Consider the following 21,623-nt stretch of genomic DNA (forward strand, 5'->3'; position numbering starts at 1 on the left):
GCCATGACCACGGCCACCGCCACCGCCTCCCGGGCCGCGACCGCCGCCGGCGGCGCCACCGTCGAGTTCCGCTCGCTGCGCCGCGCGTTCGGCGCCACCACCGCCCTCGACGGTCTGGACCTGACCGTCCGGCCCGGTGAACTGCTCGCCCTGCTCGGCCCGTCCGGCTGCGGCAAGACCACCGCGCTGCGCATCCTGGCCGGCTTCGAGCAGCACGACTCCGGCGAGGTGCTGGTCGACGGACAGGACATCACCTCGATCCCCGCCCACAAGCGCGACGCGGGCATGGTGTTCCAGTCGTACAGCCTCTTCCCGCACCTGACCGCGCTGGACAACGTCGCCTTCGGGCTGCGGATGCGCGGCACCGGCAAGGCCGAGCGCCGCAAGCGCGCCCAGGAGCTGCTGGAACTGGTCGGCCTGCCGCACCGCGCCGAGCACTACCCGCACCAGATGTCCGGCGGCCAGCAGCAGCGCATCGCGCTCGCCCGCGCCCTCGCCCTCCAGCCGCGCGTGCTGCTGCTGGACGAGCCGCTGTCCGCGCTGGACGCCAAGGTCCGCCTCCAGCTGCGCGAGGAGATCCGCCGCCTCCAGCAGGAGCTGGGCATCACCACCCTGTTCGTCACCCACGACCAGGAGGAGGCGCTGTCCATGGCCGACCGGGTCGCCGTGCTGCGGGCCGGGAAGCTGGAGCAGTGCGCCACCCCGTCCGAGCTGTACGGCCGGCCGGCCACCCCCTTCGTCGCCGAGTTCGTCGGCACCATGAGCCGCATCCCGTGCACCCGCACCCCGGACGGCGTCGAGGTGCTCGGCCGCCGGCACGCGGTCGACGGCACGGCGCCCGCCGACGGCGAACTCCAGGTGCTGGTCCGCCCGGAGAACGTCGTCCTCACCCCGTCCGCGACCGGCCCGGCCCAGGTGGTCACCGCGTCCTTCCTGGGCGCCGTCACCCGGCTCACCGTCCGCCTCGACGACGGCACCGAGGTCAAGGCCGACCTGCCCACCGAGGCCGCCGCCGCCCTCCCGGCCGGCGCGCGCGCCGAGCTCACCCTGCCGGAGCGCCCGGTACTGGTGGACCGCCGCACCGCCTGAGCGGCCCGTCTGGGATCCTCGTTACCGCCTCTGCACCCTCAGAAGAACCACCGAAGGTACCGCCATGCCTGAAACCGTCCCGCCCGTTCCCACTCCCTCCGCCCCCGTCCCCCTCCCCGCCGCCGTCCTCTTCGACATGGACGGCACCCTGGTCGACACCGAGCAGCTGTGGTGGAAGGCCGCCGCCGAACTCGCCGAGGAGCTGGACCACCCGCTCACCGACCAGGACGCCCCCGAGGTGCTCGGCCAGGCCGTCGAGCACACCGCCGCCCACCTGCACAGGGTCAGCGGCACCAGCCGTCCCGAGGCCGAGCTCGCCACGGTGCTCGGCGAGTCCTTCGCCGCCAAGGTCGCCGCCGAGACGGTGCCCCGCCCCGGCGCGCTCGCCCTGCTGGCGGCCCTGCGCGACGCACAGGTGCCCACCGCGCTGGTCTCCGCCTCCCCGCGCCTGGTGGTGGACCTCGTCCTGTCCTCCATCGGCCGCGACTGGTTCGCCGTCACCATGGCCGCCGAGGACACCCCCCGCACCAAGCCCGCGCCGGACCCGTACCTGGCCGCCGCCGAGCGGCTCGGCCTCGACCCGGCCACCTGCGTCGCCGTCGAGGACACCCCCACCGGGGTCACCTCCGCCGCCGCGGCCGGCTGCGCGGTGCTCGCCGTCCCCTCCAGCGCCGTCCCGATGCCCGACGGCCGGCGGATCACCCTGCTGGACAGCCTGGAGCGCGCCGACCTGGCCCTGCTGGGGAAGCTCTCCACCGCCCCGGCCGTTTGACAGCGACATGCCCTACGTCCTGCTCGCCCTCGCCATCCTGAGCGAGGTCTGCGCCACCAGCTGCCTCAAACTCACCGAGGGCTTCACCCGCCTCTGGCCCAGCCTCGGCGTCGGGGTCGGCTACGCGCTGTCCTTCTACCTCCTCGGCCGCGCCCTCAAGCACATCCCGGTCTCCGTCGCCTACGCCGTCTGGTCGGGCGCCGGAACGGCCGCGGTCGCCGGAATCGGCGTGGTCGCCTTCGGCGAATCACTGGGCAAGGTGCAGATCCTCGGCATCGCCCTGATCATCGTCGGAGTCGTCGTCCTCAACCTCAAGGGCGGCCACTGACTAGTCGTCAACTCGTCTGCCCCCGGGCCGGGTCGGAGCACCGGAACACCGGCACCCCGACCCGGCCCGTTCGCTACCGCGTTCCCATGACCGCCCCCAGGCCCCACCACTGCCGCTTCGTCCACCGCGAACTCTCCCGCCAGCTACCGGAGTTCGACCCCCAGGCCACCAGCCTCTCACCCAGCGGCAAGAGCCTCCGACCCGCCCTCGCCCAACCCTGGGACACCCTCGGCGCCCCCGACCGGCACCACCGAGGTCCACTACGCCGCCGCCATCGTCGCCAACAACCACGGCCCCGCCATCGACGCCTTCGGCACGTTCTGGGGCCGGTACTACGGCGGCAAGGGCAAGGGCTCACAAGTGCGAGCCTTACGCCACCCGGTACGACGATCCCGCGGATCTGGTCGCGGTCGACAAGTACATGCGGAAGTACATCAGGGAGAACAGACGCCCACTCAACAGTCCGGTCCCGATCGAAGATATCCTCGGACCCGACGGCCACAAACGCTTCACCGGTTTCTACAAGGATCCGCAGGATCCGAGCCGCTACCTGCCAGTGGACTTCGAAGGCGGGGAAATCGCTACCTTCTACGAACCCGATGCACATGGAAAGCGGCATCTGGTCACCTCCTACGCCAACCCGGCAGCGGGAAAGTATCCATAAGGACGTCATGGAACCTGAACTCGCCGGATTCATGCGGCATTACCTCAATGTCGAGATGGCCTTCTCCTACATGGATCGCTTGAAGAGAACCATCAGTATGTCGAACCCCATATGGGGTGAAGAACTCCAGAAGTGGTTCACTCAACTCTTCGCCGAGCGGGATCTCACCCGGGGTGAGTACTGCGAACTCACCTGGGTCGAGTTCGAGACCGAGGAGGAGATGTACGACTACCTGACGAAGGTCCACGCCTACCTCTTCCTCGACACCGAGGAAGCCCCGATCCCACCCGATTGAGGTTTCGTCGTTGCGGGCGGCTCCGGCCCCGCCGGAGCCGCCCGCGCTCCGAACCAGCCGAGTTCGCCGGCCCTGATGCCCGCGACGAGGCCCTACCAGGCCTCGAGGGTGAGCTGGAGGTTCGGGCCGCCCTTGTCCTTCGAGTCGCGGATCACGATCCCCGAGGTCAGCCGCTGCGCCTTTACACAGGCCCCACCCTGCTCGCTGCTGCTGCTTGAGCATGCCGATCGACCGATCGTGGCAGGTGCAGCACTTGTGGGTACCCGCCGTCGGCGAGACCGTCACCATGACGGCCGCCGAGTTGTAGATCGCCACGCCGGGGGCGCCCCTCGTCCTGGCCGAAGTCATCGAGGTGAAGGGCGACTTGGCCACCCGCTCTTACCGGGGCGTCCTCCGCGGCCGCCTGTCGGTGCCGACGATGATGACCGGGAAGTCGGACCGGCCGACTTCCTACTCCCATCGGGAGCACGCGACGGCGTCATCGACGAGCCTGAGCCCCCGCCCGAGGGGCGGAAGGATCCGGGCGTAGCGTTCCACCCCGGCGCATCGAGGAGCGGGGGTAGCAGTGGCGGGGAAGAGGACGAGTCGCGGGACGGTCGCGCTGGCGGGTGCGCTGGTGGCGGCGGTGCCGGTCGGGACGTTCGGGCTGGTGGCGGTGAGCACGTACATCGGTTTCGGTACGGCGTCGCTGCTCGGGTTGGTGGTCGGGGTGGCCTGGGTCGTGGGCGTGGTCCGGCTGCTCGGGGCGGCGTTGGGCTGCTGGATGGCGGCGTTCGGCGCGGTCCTGTGGCTCCTCGCGCTGGGGTCGGTGGCGTCGGCCCGGGATTCGGTGATCCTGAGCACGTCCGGGGTGACCGCCACCGCCCGTGTCACGGCGGTGCACGACCGCCCGCAGGGCAAGCAGCCGAGCTCGTCGTACGAGGTCGCCGACGAGAACGGCGTACCGATCCCGAACGGCATGGTGTCCGCGGGCCTGCACTCGCACGCGGTCGGCGACCGGCTCACCGTCCGCTACGACCCCAGGGGTGTCGCGGAGGCACGCCTCCCGGAGAACGTCGACTTCCTCAGGGACGGGGCCGTCGCCCTCGGCCTCAACGCCGTCCTGCTGGCGGGCACGGCCGGTCTCGGGGTGTCGGTGGTCCGCAACGGGCGCCCGCGCCGGGTGCCGTACCGGCGCGGCCTCGTCATCGGCGGCAGCCCGCGGGACGGGCGGTGAGCTACTCCCGCACCACTCGGGCCCGCAGGTAGTTGCGCCGTCCGAAGTTGGGCTCGTCGACCGCCGTGAGGTCCTCGACCTGGAACCGGTACAGCGCCGCCGCGCCGCCCCCGGTGAGGTACTGCCGCCGGACCTCCTCGTCCTGGGCGAAGGCCGGGTACCGCCCCTGGTAGGCCGCCAGGGCGGCTTCCGCCTGGTGCCCCCAGGCCTCGCCCGCGCTGCCGGTCAGCTGGAGTCCGCGCAGTTGCTCGCCGAAGGCGGGCGGCGGCAGGAAGACGGTGGCGGCGGCCCGGGCCTCCTCGGCGAGGTGGTGGCTGTGCCGGGTGGAGCGCTCGCTGACGAAGTAGAGGACGAGGTCCTCGTCGTAGGCGAAGAAGGCGAGGTTGGCGTGCGGTCCGTGCTCGTGGCCGGCGGTGGCGAGGGTGAGCACCATGGCCTCGGCGAGCAGTCCTTCGACGCCCTTGTGCAGCAGGTCGCCCGGCCAGTCCCCCTGCGTGACGTCGAGTCGGTACGGCATTCGGCACTCCCTCCGCTGGCGCCCGGTGCCTTCGCGCCCCGAGCACGACTGAGCCGGGCGGCGCCCCCGTCAGGGGCCGCACGCCCGGCTCACATGCTCCACCCGCCGTCCGAAACCGGACAAGGGGCGGGCCGCTCACGAAATGGGTTCTACGGGTTCTACTGCGCGCGGTGCGAGGCGTACCCGCGGGTCACCACCGGCACCGTGCCGGGGCCGAGCAGGGGGCGCAGCGCGCCCGACCGCATCCTGTCGACGAGCGGTCCGCAGCGTCCGGCCAGCGGGGCCAGCACCAGCGCGACCAGGGTGCCGACGAGGGCGCCGACCGCCACGTCGTGGGGGTAGTGCACGCCGACCCAGACCCGGGAGGCGGCCATCAGGGCCGCGAAGACGGTGGCGACGACGCCGAGCCGGCGGCTGACGAACCAGAGCGAGATCGCGGCGGCGAAGGCGATCACCGAGTGGTTGCTGGGGAAGGACCAGTCCCCGGCGGCGGGGCAGGTCTCCAGCGAGACGCTGCCCTTGATCTGCGCGCACGGCCGGAGTTCCTCGACCATGCCCTTGAGCACGGAGTTGAGGCCGTACGCGACGACCACGATCACCGGGGAGGCGAGCACCTTGGCCATCACCGCGGAGTCGGCGCCGCGCGCACGCCACCAGGCGTACAGCATGAACAGGGCGAACAGGCCGAGGCCGATCGCGGACCAGACCTTGATCACGTCGTCCAGCCAGGTCGGGGCGGACTGCGCCCACTTGTTCACCTGGGTGTAGAGGCCGCCGTCGATGCCACTGCCGTCGTACACGGCGAGAGCCCGAGAGGACATCACACGTCACCTCCGTGACGGCGCGCCTTACGGGCGCGGAACAGTTCGAGAACAATGGGGAGCACGGAGACAACTACTACCAGACCGATGATCGGCAGCAGATACTGGTCGATCCCGGGAATCGAGGACCCGAGCCCGTACCCGGCCAGCACCACGCCGACGGTCCAGACCGCACCGCCCGCGACCTGCCAGAAGGTGAACGAGCGGACCGGCACTTCGAGTACGCCGCAGAGCGGATTCAGCACCGTACGGACCACCGGGATGAACCGGGCCAGCACGATCGCCTTGCCGTGGCCGTACTTGGCCAGCAGTTCCTCGGCCCGCGCCGCGCCCTCCAGCAGGCTCTTGCGCTTGGTGCGGCTCAGCAGTGCCCGGCCGCCGCGCCGGCCGATCAGGTAGCCGACCTGGGCCCCGGCCAGCGCCCCGATCAGGGCGGCGGGGAGCACCTGCCACAGGTGCAGCTGCGGGCCCTTGGTGGCGCCGGGCACGCAGAGCAGGCCCGCGGTGAACAGCAGCGAGTCGCCGGGCAGGAAGAAGCCCACCAGCAGGCCGGTCTCGGCGAACAGCACCACGGCGATGCCGAACGCCCCGAAGGCGGCGAGCAGCGAGGAGGCGTCCAGCGGGTTCACGGCGAGGTGGGTGCCCATCGCGAGGTGAACGGCCGGATCGGCGGGGAACTGGAGCAAGGCTGGCGGACCTCCCGTACGTTGGGGGGCGGTCGCCGCGACGCGCGGCGGACCCGCCCGGGACCGTCTACAGTGACGTAGACGGTCTACATGACTGTAGACGAAAGCTGGAGGAAGCGCCGCCATGTCCGACGTACCGTCCGCCCGCCGGCCCGCCGGGGAGCTGGAGTCCGAGGTGCTGGCCGCCCTGTGGTCGGCCCGGCAGCCGATGACCCCGCAGGACGTCCAGACGGCGCTCGGCGGGGACCTCGCCCGCACCACCATCGCGACGATCCTGGCCCGGCTGCACGACAAGGGGACGGTCGAACGCACCCGGGCCGGCCGCGCCTACGCCTACACCCCGACCGTCCAGGACACGGCGGGCCTCGCCGCCCGCCGGATGCACACCGAGCTCGGCCGCGAGGCCGACCGCTCCACCGTGCTCGCCCGCTTCGTCTCCGACCTCTCCGCCGAGGACGAGCAGCTGCTGCGCGCCCTGCTCGGCGACGGCAGCGACGGCAGCGACGGCAGCGATGTCGGGGTCGAGGACGGCAGACCCGGACCGGCGAGCGGCCCCCGACCGACGGGCGGCCCCGGATCGGCGGGCGCCCCGTGATGATCGCCGTCTGGGCGCCGCTGCTGCTGCCCTTCCTGACCGTCCCGCTGGCCCGCCGGCTCGCCGAGTCGCTGCCGCCCCGGGCCGCCGCCTGGCTGCTGGCCGGCACCGCCACCGTCCTGGCCGGCGGCACCCTCTGCTCACTCGGACTGCTCGCCACCGCCGGCCTGCTCCAGCTGCCCCCGGTCGCCGCCCTCGGCCACCTCTCGCTGCCCTGGCTCACCGCCGCCGCGCCCAGCGCCCCGCTCGCCGCAGCGGTGGCCGGCCTCGCCCTGGCCGCGCTCGGCGCCCTCGCCGTACGGACGACCCGCCGCCGGTGCCTGGAACTGCGCACCGCCCGGGCCGCACTGCCCGCCCCGGGCGCCGCCTGCGCCCCCGGGCCGGGCGACGAGGCAGACGCCGCATCGCACACCGCGACGCGCGCTGAGACGGACGCCGACCAGCATCCGGACACGCGCCCCCGGCAAGCCCCGATGCGCTGGGCGCGCGCCCAGCGCGGACCCCAGGACCCCGCCCTGCACCCCGCCGGACGCCCCTCCCCGCGCCTCGCACGCCGCCCCGCCGGACGCCCCGCCCTGGCGGCCTGGCGGCAGGCCCTGGCCCGGCTCCGGCACCCCGCCGACCACCCGCTCACCGTGCTGGACGACGAGCGCGCCGACGCCTTCGCCCTCCCCGGCCGCCTGCGCCGCCCCGGCCGGACCGGCGAACCCGGCCGGATCGTGGTCACCTCCGGAATGCTGCGCGCCCTCAGCGGGCCCGAGCGCTCCGCCCTGCTCGCCCACGAGCGCGCCCACCTGACCGGCCGGCACCACGTCTTCCTCGCCCTCGCCGAGCACGCCGCCGACGTCCACCCGGCGCTCCGCCCACTGCGCGCGCCCCTCGGGTACCACCTGGAGCGCTGGGCCGACGAGGTGGCCGCCGCCCGGATCGGCGACCGTGCCGTGACCGCCCGCGCGGTCGGCCGGGCCGCCCTCGCCGCGAGCCGCTCGCCCTGGCCGGCCCGGCCCCGGCTGGTCGCCGCCGCCCACTCCGGCCCGGTCCCGCGACGGGTCGCGGCCCTCCTCCAGCCCCGCCCTTCCACCGCCCCGGCCACCCGGCTGCGGGCCGTCGCACTGGCGCTGGCCGCCTGCCTGGCCCTGACCACCGGCGCCACCCTGGAGGCCACCGCCGACCTCCACCACACCGTCGAGGCCGCCCAGCACGAACCCGGTACGGAGCGCTAGCCGCCCCCGGACGGGCGCTGCCGGCCGACCTCGAAAAGGCGCCGGACGGGCGCCGGAAGCGCTCCGAACGATCGCCGAACGGGCGCCGAACCATCGCCCGACCATCGCCGAACGGGCGCCGGACGATCGCCGAAAGGACACCGCAAGAGCACGGGAAGGGCGCCGAACGAACGCCCGCCGGGCGCCCCCCGCCGTTTCCGTACCGCCCGGTATGCGGACTTGGTGGACCCCGTCCCCACGCGCCCGTCGCACCCGTACTCTTTCGTCAGCGCGTCGACCCCGGCGCGTCCTCGAACGGCGGCGAGGAGCAACCCGAGTGCGGCAGACCGGACGGCAGTCCCGACGACCAGAGCGCCGCACCCCGCCGACCGCGGCGGAGCTGGCCAGGGTCCACGAACGCACCCTCGCCGACGCCGCCGCCCGCGAACTCGTCCTCCCCGAGAGCCCCGGGCCCGGTACGCCCGGCCGGCTCGAACCCCGCCCCGAGATCGGCGACTCCTGGGCGAGGCTGCGCCGCCTCGGCCTCGACCCCGACACCGGTGCCTCCACCGTCCTGCTCGGCCCCGCCGAGCTGGAGCAGCGCCGCCGGTCCAGCGGCCTCGACAACGTCATGCCGGTGCTGCGCGAGACCCTGTTGGAGCCGGTGGGCCAGGCACCGCTGATCCTCGCCATCGCCGACGCCGAGGGCCACGTGCTCTGGCAGGAGGGCGAACGCGGCCTGCGCCGCAGCGCCGACCGGATCGGCTTCGTCACCGGTGCCCGCTGGATCGAGGAGACCGTCGGCACCAACGGCATCGGAGTCGCGCTGCGCGCCCAGCGCCCGATGCACGTCCACTCCGCCGAGCACTACCTGCGCAGCCACCACACCTGGACCTGCGTGGCCGCCCCCGTGCACGACCCGACCACCGGCCGGCTGGTCGGCGCCATCAACCTCAGCGGCCCGGCCCACAACGTCCGCCCGTACCTGCTCCAGCTCACCGCCACCGCCGCCCGGCTCGCCGAGACCGAGCTGCGCGCCCACCGCCTGGAGGCGCTGAACCGGCTGCGCACCCTGGCCGCCCCGCTGCTCGCCCGGGTCGGCGGACCGGCCCTGGTGGTGGACGCGGCCGGCTGGACCGCCGCCTCGGCCGGGCTGCCGCCGCAGAGCCGGCTGCGCATCCCCAGCGAGGGCTGGGTCCCGGCCGCCGTGCACTGGGTGCCGGGGCTGGGCGAGTGCGTACTGGAACCGCTCGCGGACGGCTGGCTGGTGCGGCCCGTCCGCCCGACCGGGGCGGACGGCTCCGGCACGGTGACCGCCGAGCGCGCCGAGGGCGCCCGGCTCCGGCTCGACCTGCGCCGACCGGACCGCCCCGAGCTGTCCGTCCGGGGCGCGGCCGACAGCTGGTCGCACCCGGTCAGCCCGCGCCATGCCGAGCTCCTGCTGCTCCTCGCCACCGCCCGCGAGGGCAGTACGGCGGCCCAGTTGGCCGAGGCGCTGTTCGGCGACGCGGGGCGGACGGTGACGGTCCGCGCCGAACTGTCCCGGCTGCGCCGCTACCTGGGCGGCCTGCTGGCCCACCGGCCGTACCGCTTCGCCGACTCGGTGCTGGTCACCGTGGAGGGGCCGGCCGATCCGCTCGACCTGCTGCCCTCCTCCACGGCCCCCGCGGTACGGCGGCTGCGGGCGGAGCTGGTGGCGGGCCTGGTCCGGCTGCCCGGGGCCGCGGCACCCGTGCCGTCACCGCGCCACGGCGCGCGCCCGCCGGTCCCGGGCGACGACCCGGACGACGACCCCGACGCGCCGTACCCGCCGACGGACAGCACCCCCACGAACCACGCGTCCACCGGCAGCGCCGTCACCAACACCCCACCCGTAAGCGGCAGTTGCGCCCCTCAGCCGCCCGCGAGCAGCGCGGCCAACTGGGCGTCGGTGGGCCCGCAGTCGCGCTCGGCCTCGGCCGAGACCAGCGCGTAGGTACGGTCCAGCCAGGCCTGCACCCGGGGCCTGGAGGCCTCCAGCAGGGCGCTGCCGTGCGGGGATTCGAGCGCCAGGTGCAGGGTCGAGCCGTGGCAGGGGCAGTACGCCGGCCACAGCTTGACGTCGCCCTGGCCGCTGATCCCCTGGAGGCCGTCGCGCAGCAGGTCGCGGGAGAACACCCAGTCCGCCTCGTCCGGACGCCCCAGGTGAAAGGTCAGCAGCACCTCGTAGGGCCGTACGGCGTCGAAGCGGAACCGGGTGCACACCTCGCCGACCACTTCGTCTCCCAGTGAGATCCGCAGCGTCAGCACCTCCTCCACCGACACCGGAGCGGCGGTGGAGCCACCCCCATCGCCGCCCGTGGGGGTGGCGGCGAGGGGGGCGCTGGAGGCTGCGGACAGCGGGTCGGGCGGCATGACGGTCTCTCCGGGAACGGCGCGGGATGCCATCAGCCTGCGTCACCCGCGACCGGGCGGGCAAGGGTTGCAAGGGGGTTGCAATAACCCCCGCCCGGGCCCGCCGACCCTTACCAGGAATATCAGACGGACCGTCAACTTCCGCTCATCGAACGGATGTCCGGAAAATGGAGGGATACTGTCCGTCGTCCGGCCACCCGCTGGTACGCTCTCCCCCTCCCGGCGCGGGCCCGCCCGCGAGGCCGGCCCGGAACGGCCGGACCGCTGCCCGGCGTGGTGCGTGGGAGAATACGGCGACGCGACGGCGGCTTCGGGGAGGGAGGGGTCCGGTGGCTGTGCGTGGGGAGACCACGCGGGACGTGCAGCACGAACCCGCACGGCAGGGTCGACACGGTCGGCCCCGCCCGTTCGGCGGCCGCTTCCGGCTGCCCACCCTGCGCTTCTCCGGTGCCGCGATGGCGATGTCCACCGTCGTCGGCATCAGCATCGCCACCACCCTCCTGCTGAACGAGCAGCAGGGCATCGGCCGTCGGGCCGGCGTCGCCCGGGTCGGCACCACCCCGCCGCCCAGCCCGAGCGGTACGGACCAGGCCGAGGCCGCCTCCGAGCGGACCACGGACACCCCTCCCCCGCCCTCCGGCCACCCGCACGCCCCGAAGCCCTCCGGCCACCCGTCGACGCACCCGTCCGGCCCGGCCAACGCCGCCGCCACGCCGCCGTCAGGGCTGCGGGCCGGAACGGCCGCCCCGGTCGCACCGCCGGCCGGCGGGCAGGCCTCCGCCGGGCACGACCCGCGCCCCTCGGCCGACACCCCGGCCGACGGCTCCTCCCCCTCCGCCCAGCCGCCCACGGCCGCCGACCCGTCCGCCCCGGCCCCCGGGCAGCCGGGCACCGGGCAGACGGCCCCCGGGCAGCCGGGCACCGGACGACCGGACGTCGGCGCAGCCGGTACGGGCGAGTCCCCGCACCCGCCCGCGCTCCAGCCGGCCAAGCCCGGCCGCCCGCTCCCGCCGCCGGCCGCCGTCGTCCCCGGAAACGCCGCCGGCACCGACGGCACTGGCGCCGCCGACGGCAGCACCGACGGCACCGCCCCGGACACCGACCAGGCCCTGACCGGCACCGGGCTGACCACCGCCCTCGGCCGCGACGGCCTCCGGCACGCGCTCGACCTCACCGTGACCGAAACGGTCACCGCACTGCAGGCCGAATTCCGGCTCGCCGCAGGCGAGTTGGCCCCCGGTACCGGAACCGTCTGGACGGACCTGCCGGGCGCCGTGGTGACCACCCAGCAGGAACGCGGCACCCTGGTCTACCGCTTCACCACCCCGCCCGGCACCGACGTCGAGCCCGGCCGCTACAGCTTCGTCGTACGCGGCACCCGCCCGGCCGTCCAGGCCGGTCCGGTGCGCAAGTCGGGCCCGCAGGAGGGCTGGAACGCCGCTGCCTTCGGCATCGACCGCCCCCGGGCGGTCGCCGCGCTCGGCGGCTTCGGCCCCTCGGCGCCGCAGGCCGACCAGCGGGCCGCCCAGCAGCCCACCCGGCAGCCCGCGCCGCAGGACGCCCAGCAGCCGGTGGGCCAGGTCCGCTGACCTCCCCCCGGCTGATCCACTGACCTCCCCTCGGCCGATCCGATCGTCCGACGATCGGCCAGCTCACCGGGCTCTTCCCCGCACCCCCGTTCGTTACTGTGTGCAGCACCCGGCCCGACGCCCCCAGCGGCCCCGGCCCGGGCCGTCGTTCCGCACCCGAGGAGGAGTCCTTGTCCACCGTCCTGACTCAAGGCGGCAACGCACCGCTGACCGCCGCGCGGGTGACCGTCGAGGTCACCGCGCCCAAGGCGCTGGACGTCTCCGGCCTGCTGCTGACCGACGCCGGCAAGGTCCGCTCGGACGCCGACTTCGTCTTCTTCAACGCCCCGCACGGCCCGGGCGTGAGCCTGCGCCCGGCCGCCGCCGGAGCACCGGCCGCGATCACCGTCGACACCCCGGCCGTCCCGGCCGACATCAGCAAGGTCGTGGTCACCGCCAGCCCGGCCGACCAGTCCGCCACCTTCGCCGGGATCGAGCCCACCGCCACCGTCCGGGACGCCGACACCGGTGCCGTCCTGGCCACCTTCACCCCGCCCCGGCTGGGCCTGGAGACCGCGCTCATCGTGGTCGAGATCTACCGGCGCAACGGGGTCTGGAAGGTGCGCGCGGTCGGCCAGGGGTACGCGGACGGGCTGGCGGGCATCGCCACCGACTTCGGCGTCACCGTCGACGACTCCCCGGCACCGGCACCGCAGGCGGCACCGACCCCGGCACCGCAGCCTGCGCCGACCCCCGCCCCGCAGCCGAGCGCGCCGACCCTCCAGATGCACTCCCCGGCCGACCTTCCGCTGCCGCCCGTCCCGCCCGTCCCGCCGGTGCCCCCGGCCCCGCCCGTGCCCCCGGCGCCGCCGGCTCCCTCGGTCGACCCCCGGATCGCCCTGGCCACCCTCCCGTCCATGCCCGCCGCACCCCCGGAGCCCCCGGCCCAGGCCCAGGCCCCGGCCCCGGCAGCGACGCCCGCCCCCGACCCTACCGAGCGCCCCAAGGTCACCCTCGACAAGGGCCGGGTCAACCTGGTCAAGGGCAGCTCCGTCTCCCTGGTGAAGAACGGCCGCCCCTTCCTCTCCTCGGTCCGGATGGCTCTCGGCTGGGAGTCCGCCGCCCGCGGCCGTGACATCGACCTGGACGCCTCCTGCCTGGCCTTCGACGCGAAGCACCGGCGCCTGGAGACGGCCTGGTTCATGAAGCTGAGCATCTTCAACGGCGCGATCGCCCACTCCGGCGACAACCTGGTCGGCGGTGACGGCGGCGACGACGAGGCGATCACCGTCCACCTGGAGGGCCTGTCGGCCGAGGTCCACGCGCTGGTGTTCGTGGTCAACTCCTTCTCCGGCCAGAAGTTCACCGAGCTGCGGAACGCCTACTGCCGCCTGGTGGACGTCCGCACCGAGGAGGAGCTGGTCCGCTTCGACCTGACCCACTCCGAGCCGCGTACCGGCGTGGTGATGTGCAAGCTGGTCCGCCGCCCCACCGGCGAGTGGGAGATGACGGCGCTCGGCGAGTTCGTCGACGGCAAGACCGCCCGGGCGATGATCGAACCCTCCGCCGCCCTCCTCTGATCCCGACCGCATCGCTCAACGTCAAAGTCACGCCAGCGATTTCACCCCCCTGGGGCATCAAGTCGTCCACGGATCGACTCGATTGACTCTCCGGGGGGTGATTCGCGCTCTCCCCCGTGACCGCGCACCCGCACCACCCGCGCACCCGTGGAGGAGAGACCGTGCCCCGCTTCCCGTCCCGCCTCGCCGTCGCCGGCGCCGCCGTCGCCCTCACCGTCGGCCTGATCACCCCCGGCGCGGCTCACGCCGGGACCAAGCCCGCCACCCGGACCGGCCCGCTCAAGTGGGCCGCCCTCGGCGACTCCTACACCGCGGGCGTCATCGAGGCCACCGGCGACCTCACCGCGCCCCAGGACGGCTGCGCCCGCACCACCGGCTCCTACCCCGAGCTGATCCGCCGCGACCTCGGCGCACTGGTCGACCTCCACAACGCCAGCTGCAGCGGCGCCGCCAGCCCGGACGTCTCCACGAACAAGCAGAGCCCGCTCGGCCGCCCGCTCCCGCCCTTCGGCAGCGACCCCGACGCGCCGTACCCGCCCGTCCCGCCGCAGATCGACGTCGTCGACCCGGCCAGCGACGTGATCACCGTGAGCACCGGCGGCAACGACCTCGGCTTCGGGCAGATCCTCAAGGACTGCATCGAACTCGGCGCCACCCACCTCGGCCTGGGCACGCCCTGCAAGGACAAGTACGACGCCCAGATCCCCGGCCGGCTCGACCAGCTGCGCACCGACTACACCGCCATGCTCACCGCCCTCCGGACGAAGGCCCCGTCCGCCCGGGTCGTCACCGTCGGCTACCCGCACCTGATCCCCGAGGACGCCGCCCGCTGCCAGTACGGCAGCCTGCTGCAGTTCGGCACCTTCACCCCCGGCGACCTCGGCTGGGCCCGCGACAGCATCCTCAAGCCGCTCAACCTGGCCATCCAGCAGACGAGTTCGGCCCAGCAGGACACCTACGTCGACCTCTACTCCGGCTCCGCCGGACACAGCGTCTGCGACCCCGACCACTGGCTGGACGGCGTGCTGACCAGCATCATCCCGCTCAAGTACGCGCTGGTGCACCCCAACGCCAAGGGCCAGAAGTTCGCCGCCGCCCAGGTCGAGTCCACCCTTCTCGGCAACTGACCGGCGCCGGGCGGGAAAACCAGTGGCACGGCCCACCACCGGGGATCATCCTGGTCGGATGATCATCCGCGAAGCCACCCCCGAGGACTGGTCGGCCATCTGGCCGTTCTTCCGCACCATCGTCGCCGCCGGCGAGACCTTCCCCTACCCCCTGGACATGCCCTCCGAGCTGGGTCGGGAGTGGTGGATGAAAACCGCCCCCGACCGCACCGTGGTCGCCGTCGACGAGGACGGCACGGTCCTCGGCACCGCCACCATGAACCGCAACCGCCCCGGCAACGGCGGGCACGTGGCCAGCGCCAGCTACATGGTCGACCCGGCGCACCACGGCAAGGGCATCGGGCGGGCCCTGGTCGAGTACACCCTCGACTGGGCCCGCGGGGCGGGCTTCCGCGCCATGCAGTTCAACGCGGTGGTCGCCAACAACGACCACGCCGTCAAGCTGTACCGCTCGCTGGGCTTCGAGGTGGTCGGCACCGTCCCCGAGGCCTTCCACCACCCGGTCGACGGCTACGTCGGCCTGCACGTCATGTACCGCCCGCTGTAACCACGGGGGCCCTACTCCTCGATCGCCCCGCCGACCCGCCGCAGGTGCTGCCGGAAGCTGTACGACGGGTCGGCGGCCCGCCGCTCCAGGAACTCCTCGAAGCGGGTCTGCCTCCGCAGGGTGTCCCCGGCCGTGATCCGCCCGGCCTGCGCCCGTTCGGTGGCGGCGATCCCGGCGGCCGTCTCCAGCACCTCCCCGGCCCGGTCGGCCGGCACGAACAGCACCCCGTCCGCGTCCGCGAACACCACGTCCCCGGCGGTCACCAGGTGCGGCCCGAACCGCGCCGACTCCAGCGCCTCCGGCTCCCGGCCGTCCAGCCGCAGCGGGCCCACCGGCAGCGCGCCGTAGCTGAACACCGGCAGCCCGATCTCCACCAGCTCGGGCGTGTCCCGGTGCAGCCCCCACACCACGATCCCGGCCACCCCGGCGGCCCGCGCCTCCAGCACCGCGAGGTCCCCGATGCAGGCCTCGTCGGTCCGCCCGCCGTTGTCGATCACCAGCACGTCCCCGTCCAGCGCGCCCCCGTACGCCTCCAGGAACACGTCCACGCTCCCGTAGTGCCGCACCGGCAGCACCCGCCCCGCCACCCGCGCCCCGGCCACCACCGCCCCCACCCCCACCGGCGCGGCCCGCACCCCCACCCCGAGCCGCACACACGCATCCGCCACCAACGGCGTCGACAACCCCTCGAACTCCTCGAACCCCTTGGACATCCCCAACTCCTCCCGCTGAAAGCCAAGTTGACCAGTACCGGAATCCTATGCCGGACCTCAAACTCACACCATCGAGTGAAAGTCCGCCGTGTACTGCATAACCCGACCGAAGGGCGAATAGCGTGACGCCCATCCGAAGGAGGGGCATCATGAGTGCTGTGGCGCATGAGCAACCGATCACGAACTCCCCGTCGCAGGCCGACATCCTGCTGGAGAGCTTCCTGAGCCTGCACTCCCCCGAAGGCTTCCGGGCTGAGCTCATCGAGGGAGAGATCATCGTGGCACCACCGCCGGACGGCGATCACGAGGACTACATCGACCTGCTGATCGACCAGGTGAAGGCGAAGTCCAAGGTCCACATGCAAGTGTCCGGTGGCAAGGGCCTTCGCCTCGTGAGTGGTGGTCTCTGCCCGAAGAACCACGTCATCCCGGACGCGACCTTTGCTCCGAGGAGTCTCCGGCTCTTCCGCGGGGCCCCGTCCTGGATGGAACCGGACGGGGTGGCCATGGTTGCCGAGATCACCTCGACCAAGCCCGACCAGGACCGCATCGCCAAGCGGCACTGCTACGCCCGGGCCGGAATCCCGCTCTACCTGCTCGTCGACCGCGAGAAGTCCCAGCTCAGCCTGTTCTGCAAGCCCCACCGGGACGAGTACACCGAAGTCCACCTGGCCGCCTTCGGTGAGCCGCTCGCCCTCCCCGCCCCGTTCGACTTCGAGCTGGACACCAAGGACTTCCTCTAGGAAACACGAAACGGCCCGCACCCCCCGTCAGGGGTGCGGGCCGTTCATCCTGCCGCCAGGGTCAGCTACGGGTGGCCATGGCGCGCAGGAAGAAGGTGAGGTTGGCCGGGCGCTCGGCGAGGCGGCGCATGAAGTAGCCGTACCACTCCTGGCCGTACGGGAGGTAGACCCGCATGGTGTTGCCCTCCTCCGCGAGGCGCAGCTGCTCCTCGGGGCGGATGCCGAACAGCATCTGGTACTCGAAGGAGTCCCGGGTGCGGTTGTTCCACTGGGCCAGCTGGCCGGCGATCTTGATCATGTTGGGGTCGTGCGAGGCGATCATCGGGTAGCCCTCGCCGGCCATCAGGATCTTGAGCGCGCGGACGTACGCGAGGTCGACCTCGTGCTTGCCCTGGAAGGCGACCGACTCGGGCTCCTTGTAGGCGCCCTTGCACAGGCGCACCCGGGAGCCGGGGCCGGAGAACTCGCGGCAGTCGGCCTCGGTGCGGCGCAGGTAGGCCTGGAGGACGACGCCCAGCCAGGGGAAGTCCGCCCGCAGCTCGCGCGCGATGGCGAGGGTGGAGTCGGTGGTGGTGTGGTCCTCCATGTCGAGGGTCACCGTGGTGCCCGCGTCGGCGGCGGCCTCGCAGATGCGGCGGGCGTTCTCCAGCGCGATCTTCTCGCCGTCCACCGGCAGGAACTGGCCGACGGCCGACAGCTTGACGGACACCTCGGCGCCGGCCGCGAGGCCGGTCTCCTTGAGGGCCTTGAGCAGGTGCTCGTACGCCTCGGCGGTGCCGGCGGCCTGGGCGGCGTCCTTGGTGTCCTCGCCGAGGTGGTCGAGGGTGACCTTGCGGCCGGTCGCGACCAGGTCGTCGGTCGCGGTCACGGCGTCGTCGAGGACGTCACCGGCGACGAAGCGCTCGACTATCGCGTGGGTCGGGGGGAACTTCTCGACCACGGTGCGGACCTGGGGGGACCGCGAGGCCGCGAGAAGGGCGGAACGGAGCATCGTGACTCCTGGAGCTGATGTTTCCAAGGGTGGCAGAAAGAGCCGGGGCGGCGGTACGGGGGTGAGCCGCCGCCCCGGCGGGGCGGCGCCCGGCTGCGGGGCCGGGCGTCGCGGGTGACCGTTGGCTACTGGGCGCAGAGCGGTCGGGGTGGGCTGGTCAGCCCATGTGCGGGTAGCGGTAGTCGGTCGGCGGGACGAAGGTCTCCTTGACCGAGCGGGTCGACGTCCAGCGGGCCAGGTTCTGCTTGGCGCCGGCCTTGTCGTTGGTGCCGGAGGCGCGGCCGCCGCCGAAGGGCTGCTGGCCGACGACGGCGCCGGTGGGCTTGTCGTTGATGTAGAAGTTGCCGGCGGCGAAGCGCAGCTTGTGCATCGCGTCCTGGGCCGCGGCGCGGTCCTGGGCGATGATGGCGCCGGTCAGGCCGTAGGCGGAGACGGACTCCATCTGGGCCAGCATCTCCTCGTACTTCTCGTCCTCGTAGACGTACACGGCGAGGATCGGGCCGAAGTACTCCTCGCGGAAGTACTCCGCGGCCGGGTCCTGGCAGACCAGGACGGTCGGGCGGACGAAGTAGCCGACCGAGTCGTCGTAGCTGCCGCCGGCGAGGACCTCGACGGAGGCGTCGGCGTGGGCGCGGTCGATGGCGGCCTTGTTCTTGGCGAAGGCGCGCTCGTCGATGACGGCCGACATGAAGTTGGACAGGTCGCTGACGTCGCCCATGGTGAGGCCGTCGACCTCGGCGGCGAACTCGTCCTTGAGGCCGGCCCAGATCGACGCCGGGACGTAGGCGCGGGAGAGCGCCGAGCACTTCTGGCCCTGGAACTCGAAGGCGCCGCGGGTCATCGCGGTCTTCAGCACGGCCGGGTCGGCGGACGGGTGGGCGACCAGGAAGTCCTTGCCGCCGGTCTCGCCGACGATCCGCGGGTAGGTGCGGTAGCCGGCGATGTTCTCGCCGACGGAACGCCACAGGTGCTGGAAGGTGGCGGTGGAGCCGGTGAAGTGGATGCCGGCCAGCGCGGGGTGCTTGAGCGCGACGGCGGAGACGTCCAGGCCGTCGCCGGTCACCATGTTGATGACGCCCTTGGGCAGGCCGGCCTCCTCCAGCAGCTGCATCAGCAGGTGCGCGGAGTACTGCTGGGTGGGGGACGGCTTCCACAGCACCACGTTGCCCATCAGCGCGGGCGCGGTCGGCAGGTTGCCGGCGATCGCGGTGAAGTTGAACGGGGTGATCGCGTAGACGAAGCCCTCCAGCGGGCGGTGGTCGCTGCGGTTCCACACGCCGTCCGAGGAGACCGGCTGCTCCGCCATGATCTGGCGGGCGAAGTGCACGTTGAAGCGCAGGAAGTCGACCAGCTCGCAGGGGGTGTCGATCTCGGCCTGCTGGGCGGTCTTGGACTGGCCGAGCATGGTGGCGGCGGCCAGGGTCTCGCGCCAGGGGCCGGCCAGCAGGTCGGCGGCCTTGAGGAAGATCGCGGCACGCGAGTCGAAGGAGAGCGCCTGCCAGGCCGGGGCAGCGGCCAGGGCAGTGTCGATGGCTTCCTGCGCGTCGGCCTGGGTGGCGTTGCGCAGGGTGCCGAGCCGAGCCGCGTGGTTGTGCGGCTGGACGACGTGGATCTCGGTGCCGCCGCCCATCCGGCGCTCACCGTTGATCGTCATGGTCAGCTGGACCGGCTCCTGGCCGCCCAGCTCCTTCAGCTTGGCCTCCAGGCGAGCCCGTTCGGGGCTGCCGGGGGCGTAGCTGTGGACCGGCTCGTTCACCGGCGCGGGGACCTGGGTCACAGCGTCCATGAGGCGCACGCTCTCCTTCGTTGCAATGCGGGGGAAGGCCTGCGCGGGTCACGCACGGGCCACAGCACGAACGCTATTCCTGGCTGCCCGGCCACTTGATTGGCCGGGCGGCTAAATTCCCCCGTACGGCGTTGTCCGGACCGACGAAAGCGATCACACAACGGTCACGACAGCCCCATCCGCCCTACCCGCCCCACCGGCACCACCCTCAGGACCACTCTCGGCACCACCCTCGGGACCACGCCCGGCACCACCCCCGGCCGGACGCCCCGGCCGGAACCGTTGGACGGTCCCGGCGCTGTCCAACCGGCTAAAATCGACCGCACACCGTTGTCCGAGCGGATGAAGGAGGCCCGGCGTGACCACCCCCGGGCTCCCGCTCCGCCAGCTGCTGATGTCCCTGGGCGAGCCCCTGGTCGAACTCCAGGCCGCCCCCCAGGGCCTGGACGTCCCCGTCCGCGACGTCGCGATCCTCGACCCGGAGGACCCGCCGACCGCCTCCCCCGGCGAACTCGTGCTCGCCATCGGCGCCCGCGGCCGCGCCGCCCTCCCCGCCCTGCGCGCGGCCGGCCGGGCCGGCGCCGCCGCCGTCGCGGTCAAGCTGGACGCACCCGGCCAGGCCGACGCCCTGCGCGAGGCCGCCACCGACGCGGGCGTCGCCCTGCTGTCGGTGCGCCGGGAGACCCGCTGGGAGCACCTGGACTCGCTGGCCCGGGCGATCATCGCCGGTCCCGACGCCCCGGCCTCCCCCGGAGCCCCCGAACCCAACGCGGGCGACCTCTTCTCCCTCGCCCAGACCGTCGCCGTGCTCACCAACGGCATCGTCTCGATCGAGGACACCTCCAGCCGGGTCCTCGCCTACTCCCGCTCCTCCGACTCCGACGAGGTCGACGACCTGCGCCGGCTCTCCATCCTCGGCTGGCAGGGCCCCGAGCCGTACCTCTCCAAGCTCCGCGAGTGGGGCATCTTCCAGCACCTGCGCAGCTCGGACACCCCGATCGCGGTCGAACCGCACCCCGAACTCGGCCTGCGCCGCCGCCTGGCGGTCGGCATCCGGGCCGGCGCGCAGCCGCTCGGCACCATCTGGGTACAGGAGGGCGCCCAGCCGCTGGCCGCCCACGCCGAACAGGCCCTGGTCGGCGCCGCCCGGGTCGCGGCCGCCCAACTGGTGCGCCGCCGACGCGAGTTGTCCGCCGACGTCCGGCTCACCCAGACCCTGCTGACCGGACTGCTGGAGGGCTCCACCGGCCCCCAGTCGCTGGCCACCCACCTCGGCCTGGACCTGCGCCGCCCGGCCACCGTGCTCGCGTACGGGGCCCGCACCACCGAGGCGCTGCACCGCTCCGACGTCACCGGCCTGATCTCGGTGCACACCGCCGCCCGGCACCGCGGCGCGCTGCTCGCCCCGATCGAGTCCCGGGTCTACGTGCTGCTGCCCGAGCTCCCGCCCGGCCTGCCGATGACCACCGTGCGCGACTGGGCGGCCGAGGTGGTCACCGCCGCCCGGGAGCACCTCGGCGTCCCGCTGCGCGCCGCGATCGGCTCGACCGTCGACGGCCTGTCCCAGGTGCCGGACTCCCGCGCCCAGGCCGACCGCATCCTGGACGCGATGGGCCGCGGCGGGGTCGACCTCGACGTCGCGGCGCTGATCGACGTCCAGGCCGAGGTGCTGGTCAGCGAGGTGCTCGCACTGCTCCAGGACCGCACCGGCCTGCGCGACCCGCGGCTCACCGCGCTCACCGCGTACGACCGCCGCCACCACACCCGGCTCGCCGAGTCGGTGCTCGCCTGGCTGGACGCGCTCGGCGAGGTCCGGGTCGCCGCCGACGCCCTGCACATCCACCCCAACACCCTGCGCTACCGGGTGCGCCGCGCCGAGCAGTTGACCGGCATCGACCTCGCCCAGCCGCAGCAGCGGCTGCTGGCGATGCTGCAACTGCGGCTGCCCGCGGACGAGTAGTCCGCGGGCAGCCGCCTGACTGATGATCC

At 73.6% G+C, this 21,623-nt stretch carries 23 protein-coding genes; 15 read left to right on the forward strand and 8 right to left on the reverse strand.

Annotated elements, in window-relative coordinates:
* Positions 1-3 precede the first annotated feature (3 nt).
* From ACFY2K_RS18445 to ACFY2K_RS18465, 5 genes are all read left to right on the forward strand, one after another.
* Complete coding sequence (locus tag ACFY2K_RS18445) at positions 4-1,089, forward strand: ABC transporter ATP-binding protein (RefSeq protein WP_375894514.1); 1,086 nt, start codon at positions 4-6, stop codon at positions 1,087-1,089.
* Positions 1,090-1,153: 64 nt separating this feature from the next.
* Positions 1,154-1,861, forward strand: a complete 708-nt coding sequence (locus tag ACFY2K_RS18450; protein WP_380525192.1) for an HAD family hydrolase — start codon at positions 1,154-1,156, stop codon at positions 1,859-1,861.
* 7 nt (positions 1,862-1,868) lie between these two features.
* Positions 1,869-2,189, forward strand: a complete 321-nt coding sequence (locus tag ACFY2K_RS18455; protein WP_375894509.1) for a DMT family transporter — start codon at positions 1,869-1,871, stop codon at positions 2,187-2,189.
* A 421-nt stretch (positions 2,190-2,610) separates the two neighbouring features.
* Positions 2,611-2,853 carry a hypothetical protein gene (locus tag ACFY2K_RS18460; RefSeq protein WP_387712518.1) on the forward strand — a complete coding sequence of 81 codons (243 nt, stop codon included), beginning with the start codon at positions 2,611-2,613 and terminating at the stop codon, positions 2,851-2,853.
* Between the two features lie 97 nt (positions 2,854-2,950).
* Positions 2,951-3,148 (forward strand): hypothetical protein, encoded by a 198-nt coding sequence (locus ACFY2K_RS18465; RefSeq protein WP_375894504.1) that lies wholly within the window; start codon positions 2,951-2,953, stop codon positions 3,146-3,148.
* A gap of 92 nt (positions 3,149-3,240) precedes the next feature.
* On the opposite strand, the gene ACFY2K_RS18470 is transcribed toward ACFY2K_RS18465, so the two are convergent.
* Entirely contained in the window at positions 3,241-3,384 is a 144-nt protein-coding gene (locus ACFY2K_RS18470) for a DUF397 domain-containing protein (protein WP_387712558.1), read from the reverse strand.
* A gap of 329 nt (positions 3,385-3,713) precedes the next feature.
* Between ACFY2K_RS18470 and ACFY2K_RS18475 the strand changes: the two genes are divergently transcribed.
* Positions 3,714-4,364, forward strand: coding sequence for a DUF3592 domain-containing protein (locus tag ACFY2K_RS18475; protein WP_387712521.1), 651 nt, complete (start codon positions 3,714-3,716; stop codon positions 4,362-4,364).
* 1 nt (position 4,365) lies between these two features.
* On the opposite strand, the gene ACFY2K_RS18480 is transcribed toward ACFY2K_RS18475, so the two are convergent.
* The 3 genes from ACFY2K_RS18480 to ACFY2K_RS18490 form a co-directional block, all read right to left on the reverse strand.
* Complete coding sequence (locus ACFY2K_RS18480; RefSeq protein WP_375894499.1) at positions 4,366-4,881, reverse strand: pyridoxamine 5'-phosphate oxidase family protein; 516 nt, start codon at positions 4,879-4,881, stop codon at positions 4,366-4,368.
* 158 nt (positions 4,882-5,039) lie between these two features.
* Positions 5,040-5,702 (reverse strand): phosphatase PAP2 family protein, encoded by a 663-nt coding sequence (locus tag ACFY2K_RS18485; protein ID WP_375894497.1) that lies wholly within the window; start codon positions 5,700-5,702, stop codon positions 5,040-5,042.
* Positions 5,702-6,349, reverse strand: coding sequence for a DedA family protein (locus ACFY2K_RS18490; RefSeq protein ID WP_375894613.1), 648 nt, complete (start codon positions 6,347-6,349; stop codon positions 5,702-5,704). The genes ACFY2K_RS18485 and ACFY2K_RS18490 overlap by 1 nt, the downstream gene beginning before the upstream one ends.
* Before the next feature lie 163 nt (positions 6,350-6,512).
* Here ACFY2K_RS18490 and ACFY2K_RS18495 point away from each other — a divergent pair, with 163 nt between their 5' ends.
* The 3 genes from ACFY2K_RS18495 (at position 6,513) to ACFY2K_RS18505 (ending at position 10,160) form a co-directional block, all read left to right on the forward strand.
* Positions 6,513-6,983 carry a BlaI/MecI/CopY family transcriptional regulator gene (locus ACFY2K_RS18495; protein WP_380639376.1) on the forward strand — a complete coding sequence of 157 codons (471 nt, stop codon included), beginning with the start codon at positions 6,513-6,515 and terminating at the stop codon, positions 6,981-6,983.
* Positions 6,983-8,206, forward strand: a complete 1,224-nt coding sequence (locus ACFY2K_RS18500) for a M48 family metalloprotease (RefSeq protein ID WP_380525196.1) — start codon at positions 6,983-6,985, stop codon at positions 8,204-8,206. Before ACFY2K_RS18495 ends, ACFY2K_RS18500 begins: the two co-directional genes overlap by 1 nt.
* Positions 8,207-8,522: 316 nt before the next feature.
* Positions 8,523-10,160, forward strand: a complete 1,638-nt coding sequence (locus tag ACFY2K_RS18505; RefSeq protein WP_387712526.1) for a GAF domain-containing protein — start codon at positions 8,523-8,525, stop codon at positions 10,158-10,160.
* Here the strand turns inward: ACFY2K_RS18505 and ACFY2K_RS18510 are convergent.
* Entirely contained in the window at positions 10,079-10,579 is a 501-nt protein-coding gene (locus ACFY2K_RS18510; RefSeq protein WP_375894490.1) for an SsgA family sporulation/cell division regulator, read from the reverse strand. The genes ACFY2K_RS18505 and ACFY2K_RS18510 overlap by 82 nt on opposite strands.
* A 329-nt stretch (positions 10,580-10,908) precedes the next feature.
* On the opposite strand from ACFY2K_RS18510, the gene ACFY2K_RS18515 reads away from it, so the two are divergent.
* From ACFY2K_RS18515 to ACFY2K_RS18530, 4 genes are all read left to right on the forward strand, one after another.
* Positions 10,909-12,168 (forward strand): hypothetical protein, encoded by a 1,260-nt coding sequence (locus ACFY2K_RS18515; RefSeq protein ID WP_380639374.1) that lies wholly within the window; start codon positions 10,909-10,911, stop codon positions 12,166-12,168.
* Between the two features lie 182 nt (positions 12,169-12,350).
* Positions 12,351-13,727 (forward strand): TerD family protein, encoded by a 1,377-nt coding sequence (locus ACFY2K_RS18520; RefSeq protein WP_387712561.1) that lies wholly within the window; start codon positions 12,351-12,353, stop codon positions 13,725-13,727.
* Positions 13,728-13,888: 161 nt separating this feature from the next.
* Complete coding sequence (locus tag ACFY2K_RS18525; RefSeq protein WP_387712530.1) at positions 13,889-14,854, forward strand: SGNH/GDSL hydrolase family protein; 966 nt, start codon at positions 13,889-13,891, stop codon at positions 14,852-14,854.
* A gap of 58 nt (positions 14,855-14,912) precedes the next feature.
* Positions 14,913-15,401, forward strand: coding sequence for a GNAT family N-acetyltransferase (locus tag ACFY2K_RS18530; protein WP_375894482.1), 489 nt, complete (start codon positions 14,913-14,915; stop codon positions 15,399-15,401).
* Positions 15,402-15,412: 11 nt separating this feature from the next.
* Here the strand turns inward: ACFY2K_RS18530 and ACFY2K_RS18535 are convergent, their stop codons facing one another.
* Complete coding sequence (locus ACFY2K_RS18535; RefSeq protein ID WP_375894479.1) at positions 15,413-16,114, reverse strand: RraA family protein; 702 nt, start codon at positions 16,112-16,114, stop codon at positions 15,413-15,415.
* A gap of 149 nt (positions 16,115-16,263) precedes the next feature.
* Between ACFY2K_RS18535 and ACFY2K_RS18540 the strand changes: the two genes are divergently transcribed.
* Complete coding sequence (locus ACFY2K_RS18540; protein WP_387712533.1) at positions 16,264-16,857, forward strand: Uma2 family endonuclease; 594 nt, start codon at positions 16,264-16,266, stop codon at positions 16,855-16,857.
* A gap of 61 nt (positions 16,858-16,918) precedes the next feature.
* Here the strand turns inward: ACFY2K_RS18540 and ACFY2K_RS18545 are convergent, their stop codons facing one another.
* Together ACFY2K_RS18545 and pruA are read right to left on the reverse strand one after the other, a co-directional pair.
* Entirely contained in the window at positions 16,919-17,848 is a 930-nt protein-coding gene (locus ACFY2K_RS18545) for a proline dehydrogenase family protein (protein ID WP_375894476.1), read from the reverse strand.
* A gap of 157 nt (positions 17,849-18,005) precedes the next feature.
* Entirely contained in the window at positions 18,006-19,634 is a 1,629-nt protein-coding gene (pruA, locus tag ACFY2K_RS18550) for an L-glutamate gamma-semialdehyde dehydrogenase (protein ID WP_375894473.1), read from the reverse strand.
* Positions 19,635-19,992: 358 nt separating this feature from the next.
* Between pruA and ACFY2K_RS18555 the strand changes: the two genes are divergently transcribed.
* On the forward strand, positions 19,993-21,594 hold the full coding sequence (locus tag ACFY2K_RS18555; protein ID WP_387712537.1) for a PucR family transcriptional regulator: 1,602 nt from the start codon (positions 19,993-19,995) through the stop codon (positions 21,592-21,594).
* Positions 21,595-21,623: the final 29 nt, after the last annotated feature.

The sequence above is a fragment of the Kitasatospora sp. NPDC001309 genome (assembly GCF_042896295.1).
In the GTDB taxonomy this organism is placed as follows: Bacteria; Actinomycetota; Actinomycetes; order Streptomycetales; family Streptomycetaceae; genus Kitasatospora.

Coding starts and splice junctions, on each gene's coding strand:
- ACFY2K_RS18495 (WP_380639376.1), top strand. CDS start 6,513: ATGTCCGACGTACCGTCCGCCCGCCGGCCCGCCGGGGAGCTGGAGTCC.
- ACFY2K_RS18530 (WP_375894482.1), top strand. CDS start 14,913: ATGATCATCCGCGAAGCCACCCCCGAGGACTGGTCGGCCATCTGGCCG.
- ACFY2K_RS18540 (WP_387712533.1), top strand. CDS start 16,264: ATGAGTGCTGTGGCGCATGAGCAACCGATCACGAACTCCCCGTCGCAG.
- pruA (WP_375894473.1), bottom strand. CDS start 19,634: ATGGACGCTGTGACCCAGGTCCCCGCGCCGGTGAACGAGCCGGTCCAC.
- ACFY2K_RS18485 (WP_375894497.1), bottom strand. CDS start 5,702: ATGTCCTCTCGGGCTCTCGCCGTGTACGACGGCAGTGGCATCGACGGC.
- ACFY2K_RS18500 (WP_380525196.1), top strand. CDS start 6,983: ATGATCGCCGTCTGGGCGCCGCTGCTGCTGCCCTTCCTGACCGTCCCG.
- ACFY2K_RS18545 (WP_375894476.1), bottom strand. CDS start 17,848: ATGCTCCGTTCCGCCCTTCTCGCGGCCTCGCGGTCCCCCCAGGTCCGC.
- ACFY2K_RS18490 (WP_375894613.1), bottom strand. CDS start 6,349: ATGGGCACCCACCTCGCCGTGAACCCGCTGGACGCCTCCTCGCTGCTC.
- ACFY2K_RS18465 (WP_375894504.1), top strand. CDS start 2,951: ATGTCGAACCCCATATGGGGTGAAGAACTCCAGAAGTGGTTCACTCAA.
- ACFY2K_RS18450 (WP_380525192.1), top strand. CDS start 1,154: ATGCCTGAAACCGTCCCGCCCGTTCCCACTCCCTCCGCCCCCGTCCCC.
- ACFY2K_RS18455 (WP_375894509.1), top strand. CDS start 1,869: ATGCCCTACGTCCTGCTCGCCCTCGCCATCCTGAGCGAGGTCTGCGCC.
- ACFY2K_RS18480 (WP_375894499.1), bottom strand. CDS start 4,881: ATGCCGTACCGACTCGACGTCACGCAGGGGGACTGGCCGGGCGACCTG.
- ACFY2K_RS18535 (WP_375894479.1), bottom strand. CDS start 16,114: ATGTCCAAGGGGTTCGAGGAGTTCGAGGGGTTGTCGACGCCGTTGGTG.
- ACFY2K_RS18445 (WP_375894514.1), top strand. CDS start 4: ATGACCACGGCCACCGCCACCGCCTCCCGGGCCGCGACCGCCGCCGGC.
- ACFY2K_RS18510 (WP_375894490.1), bottom strand. CDS start 10,579: ATGCCGCCCGACCCGCTGTCCGCAGCCTCCAGCGCCCCCCTCGCCGCC.
- ACFY2K_RS18460 (WP_387712518.1), top strand. CDS start 2,611: ATGCGGAAGTACATCAGGGAGAACAGACGCCCACTCAACAGTCCGGTC.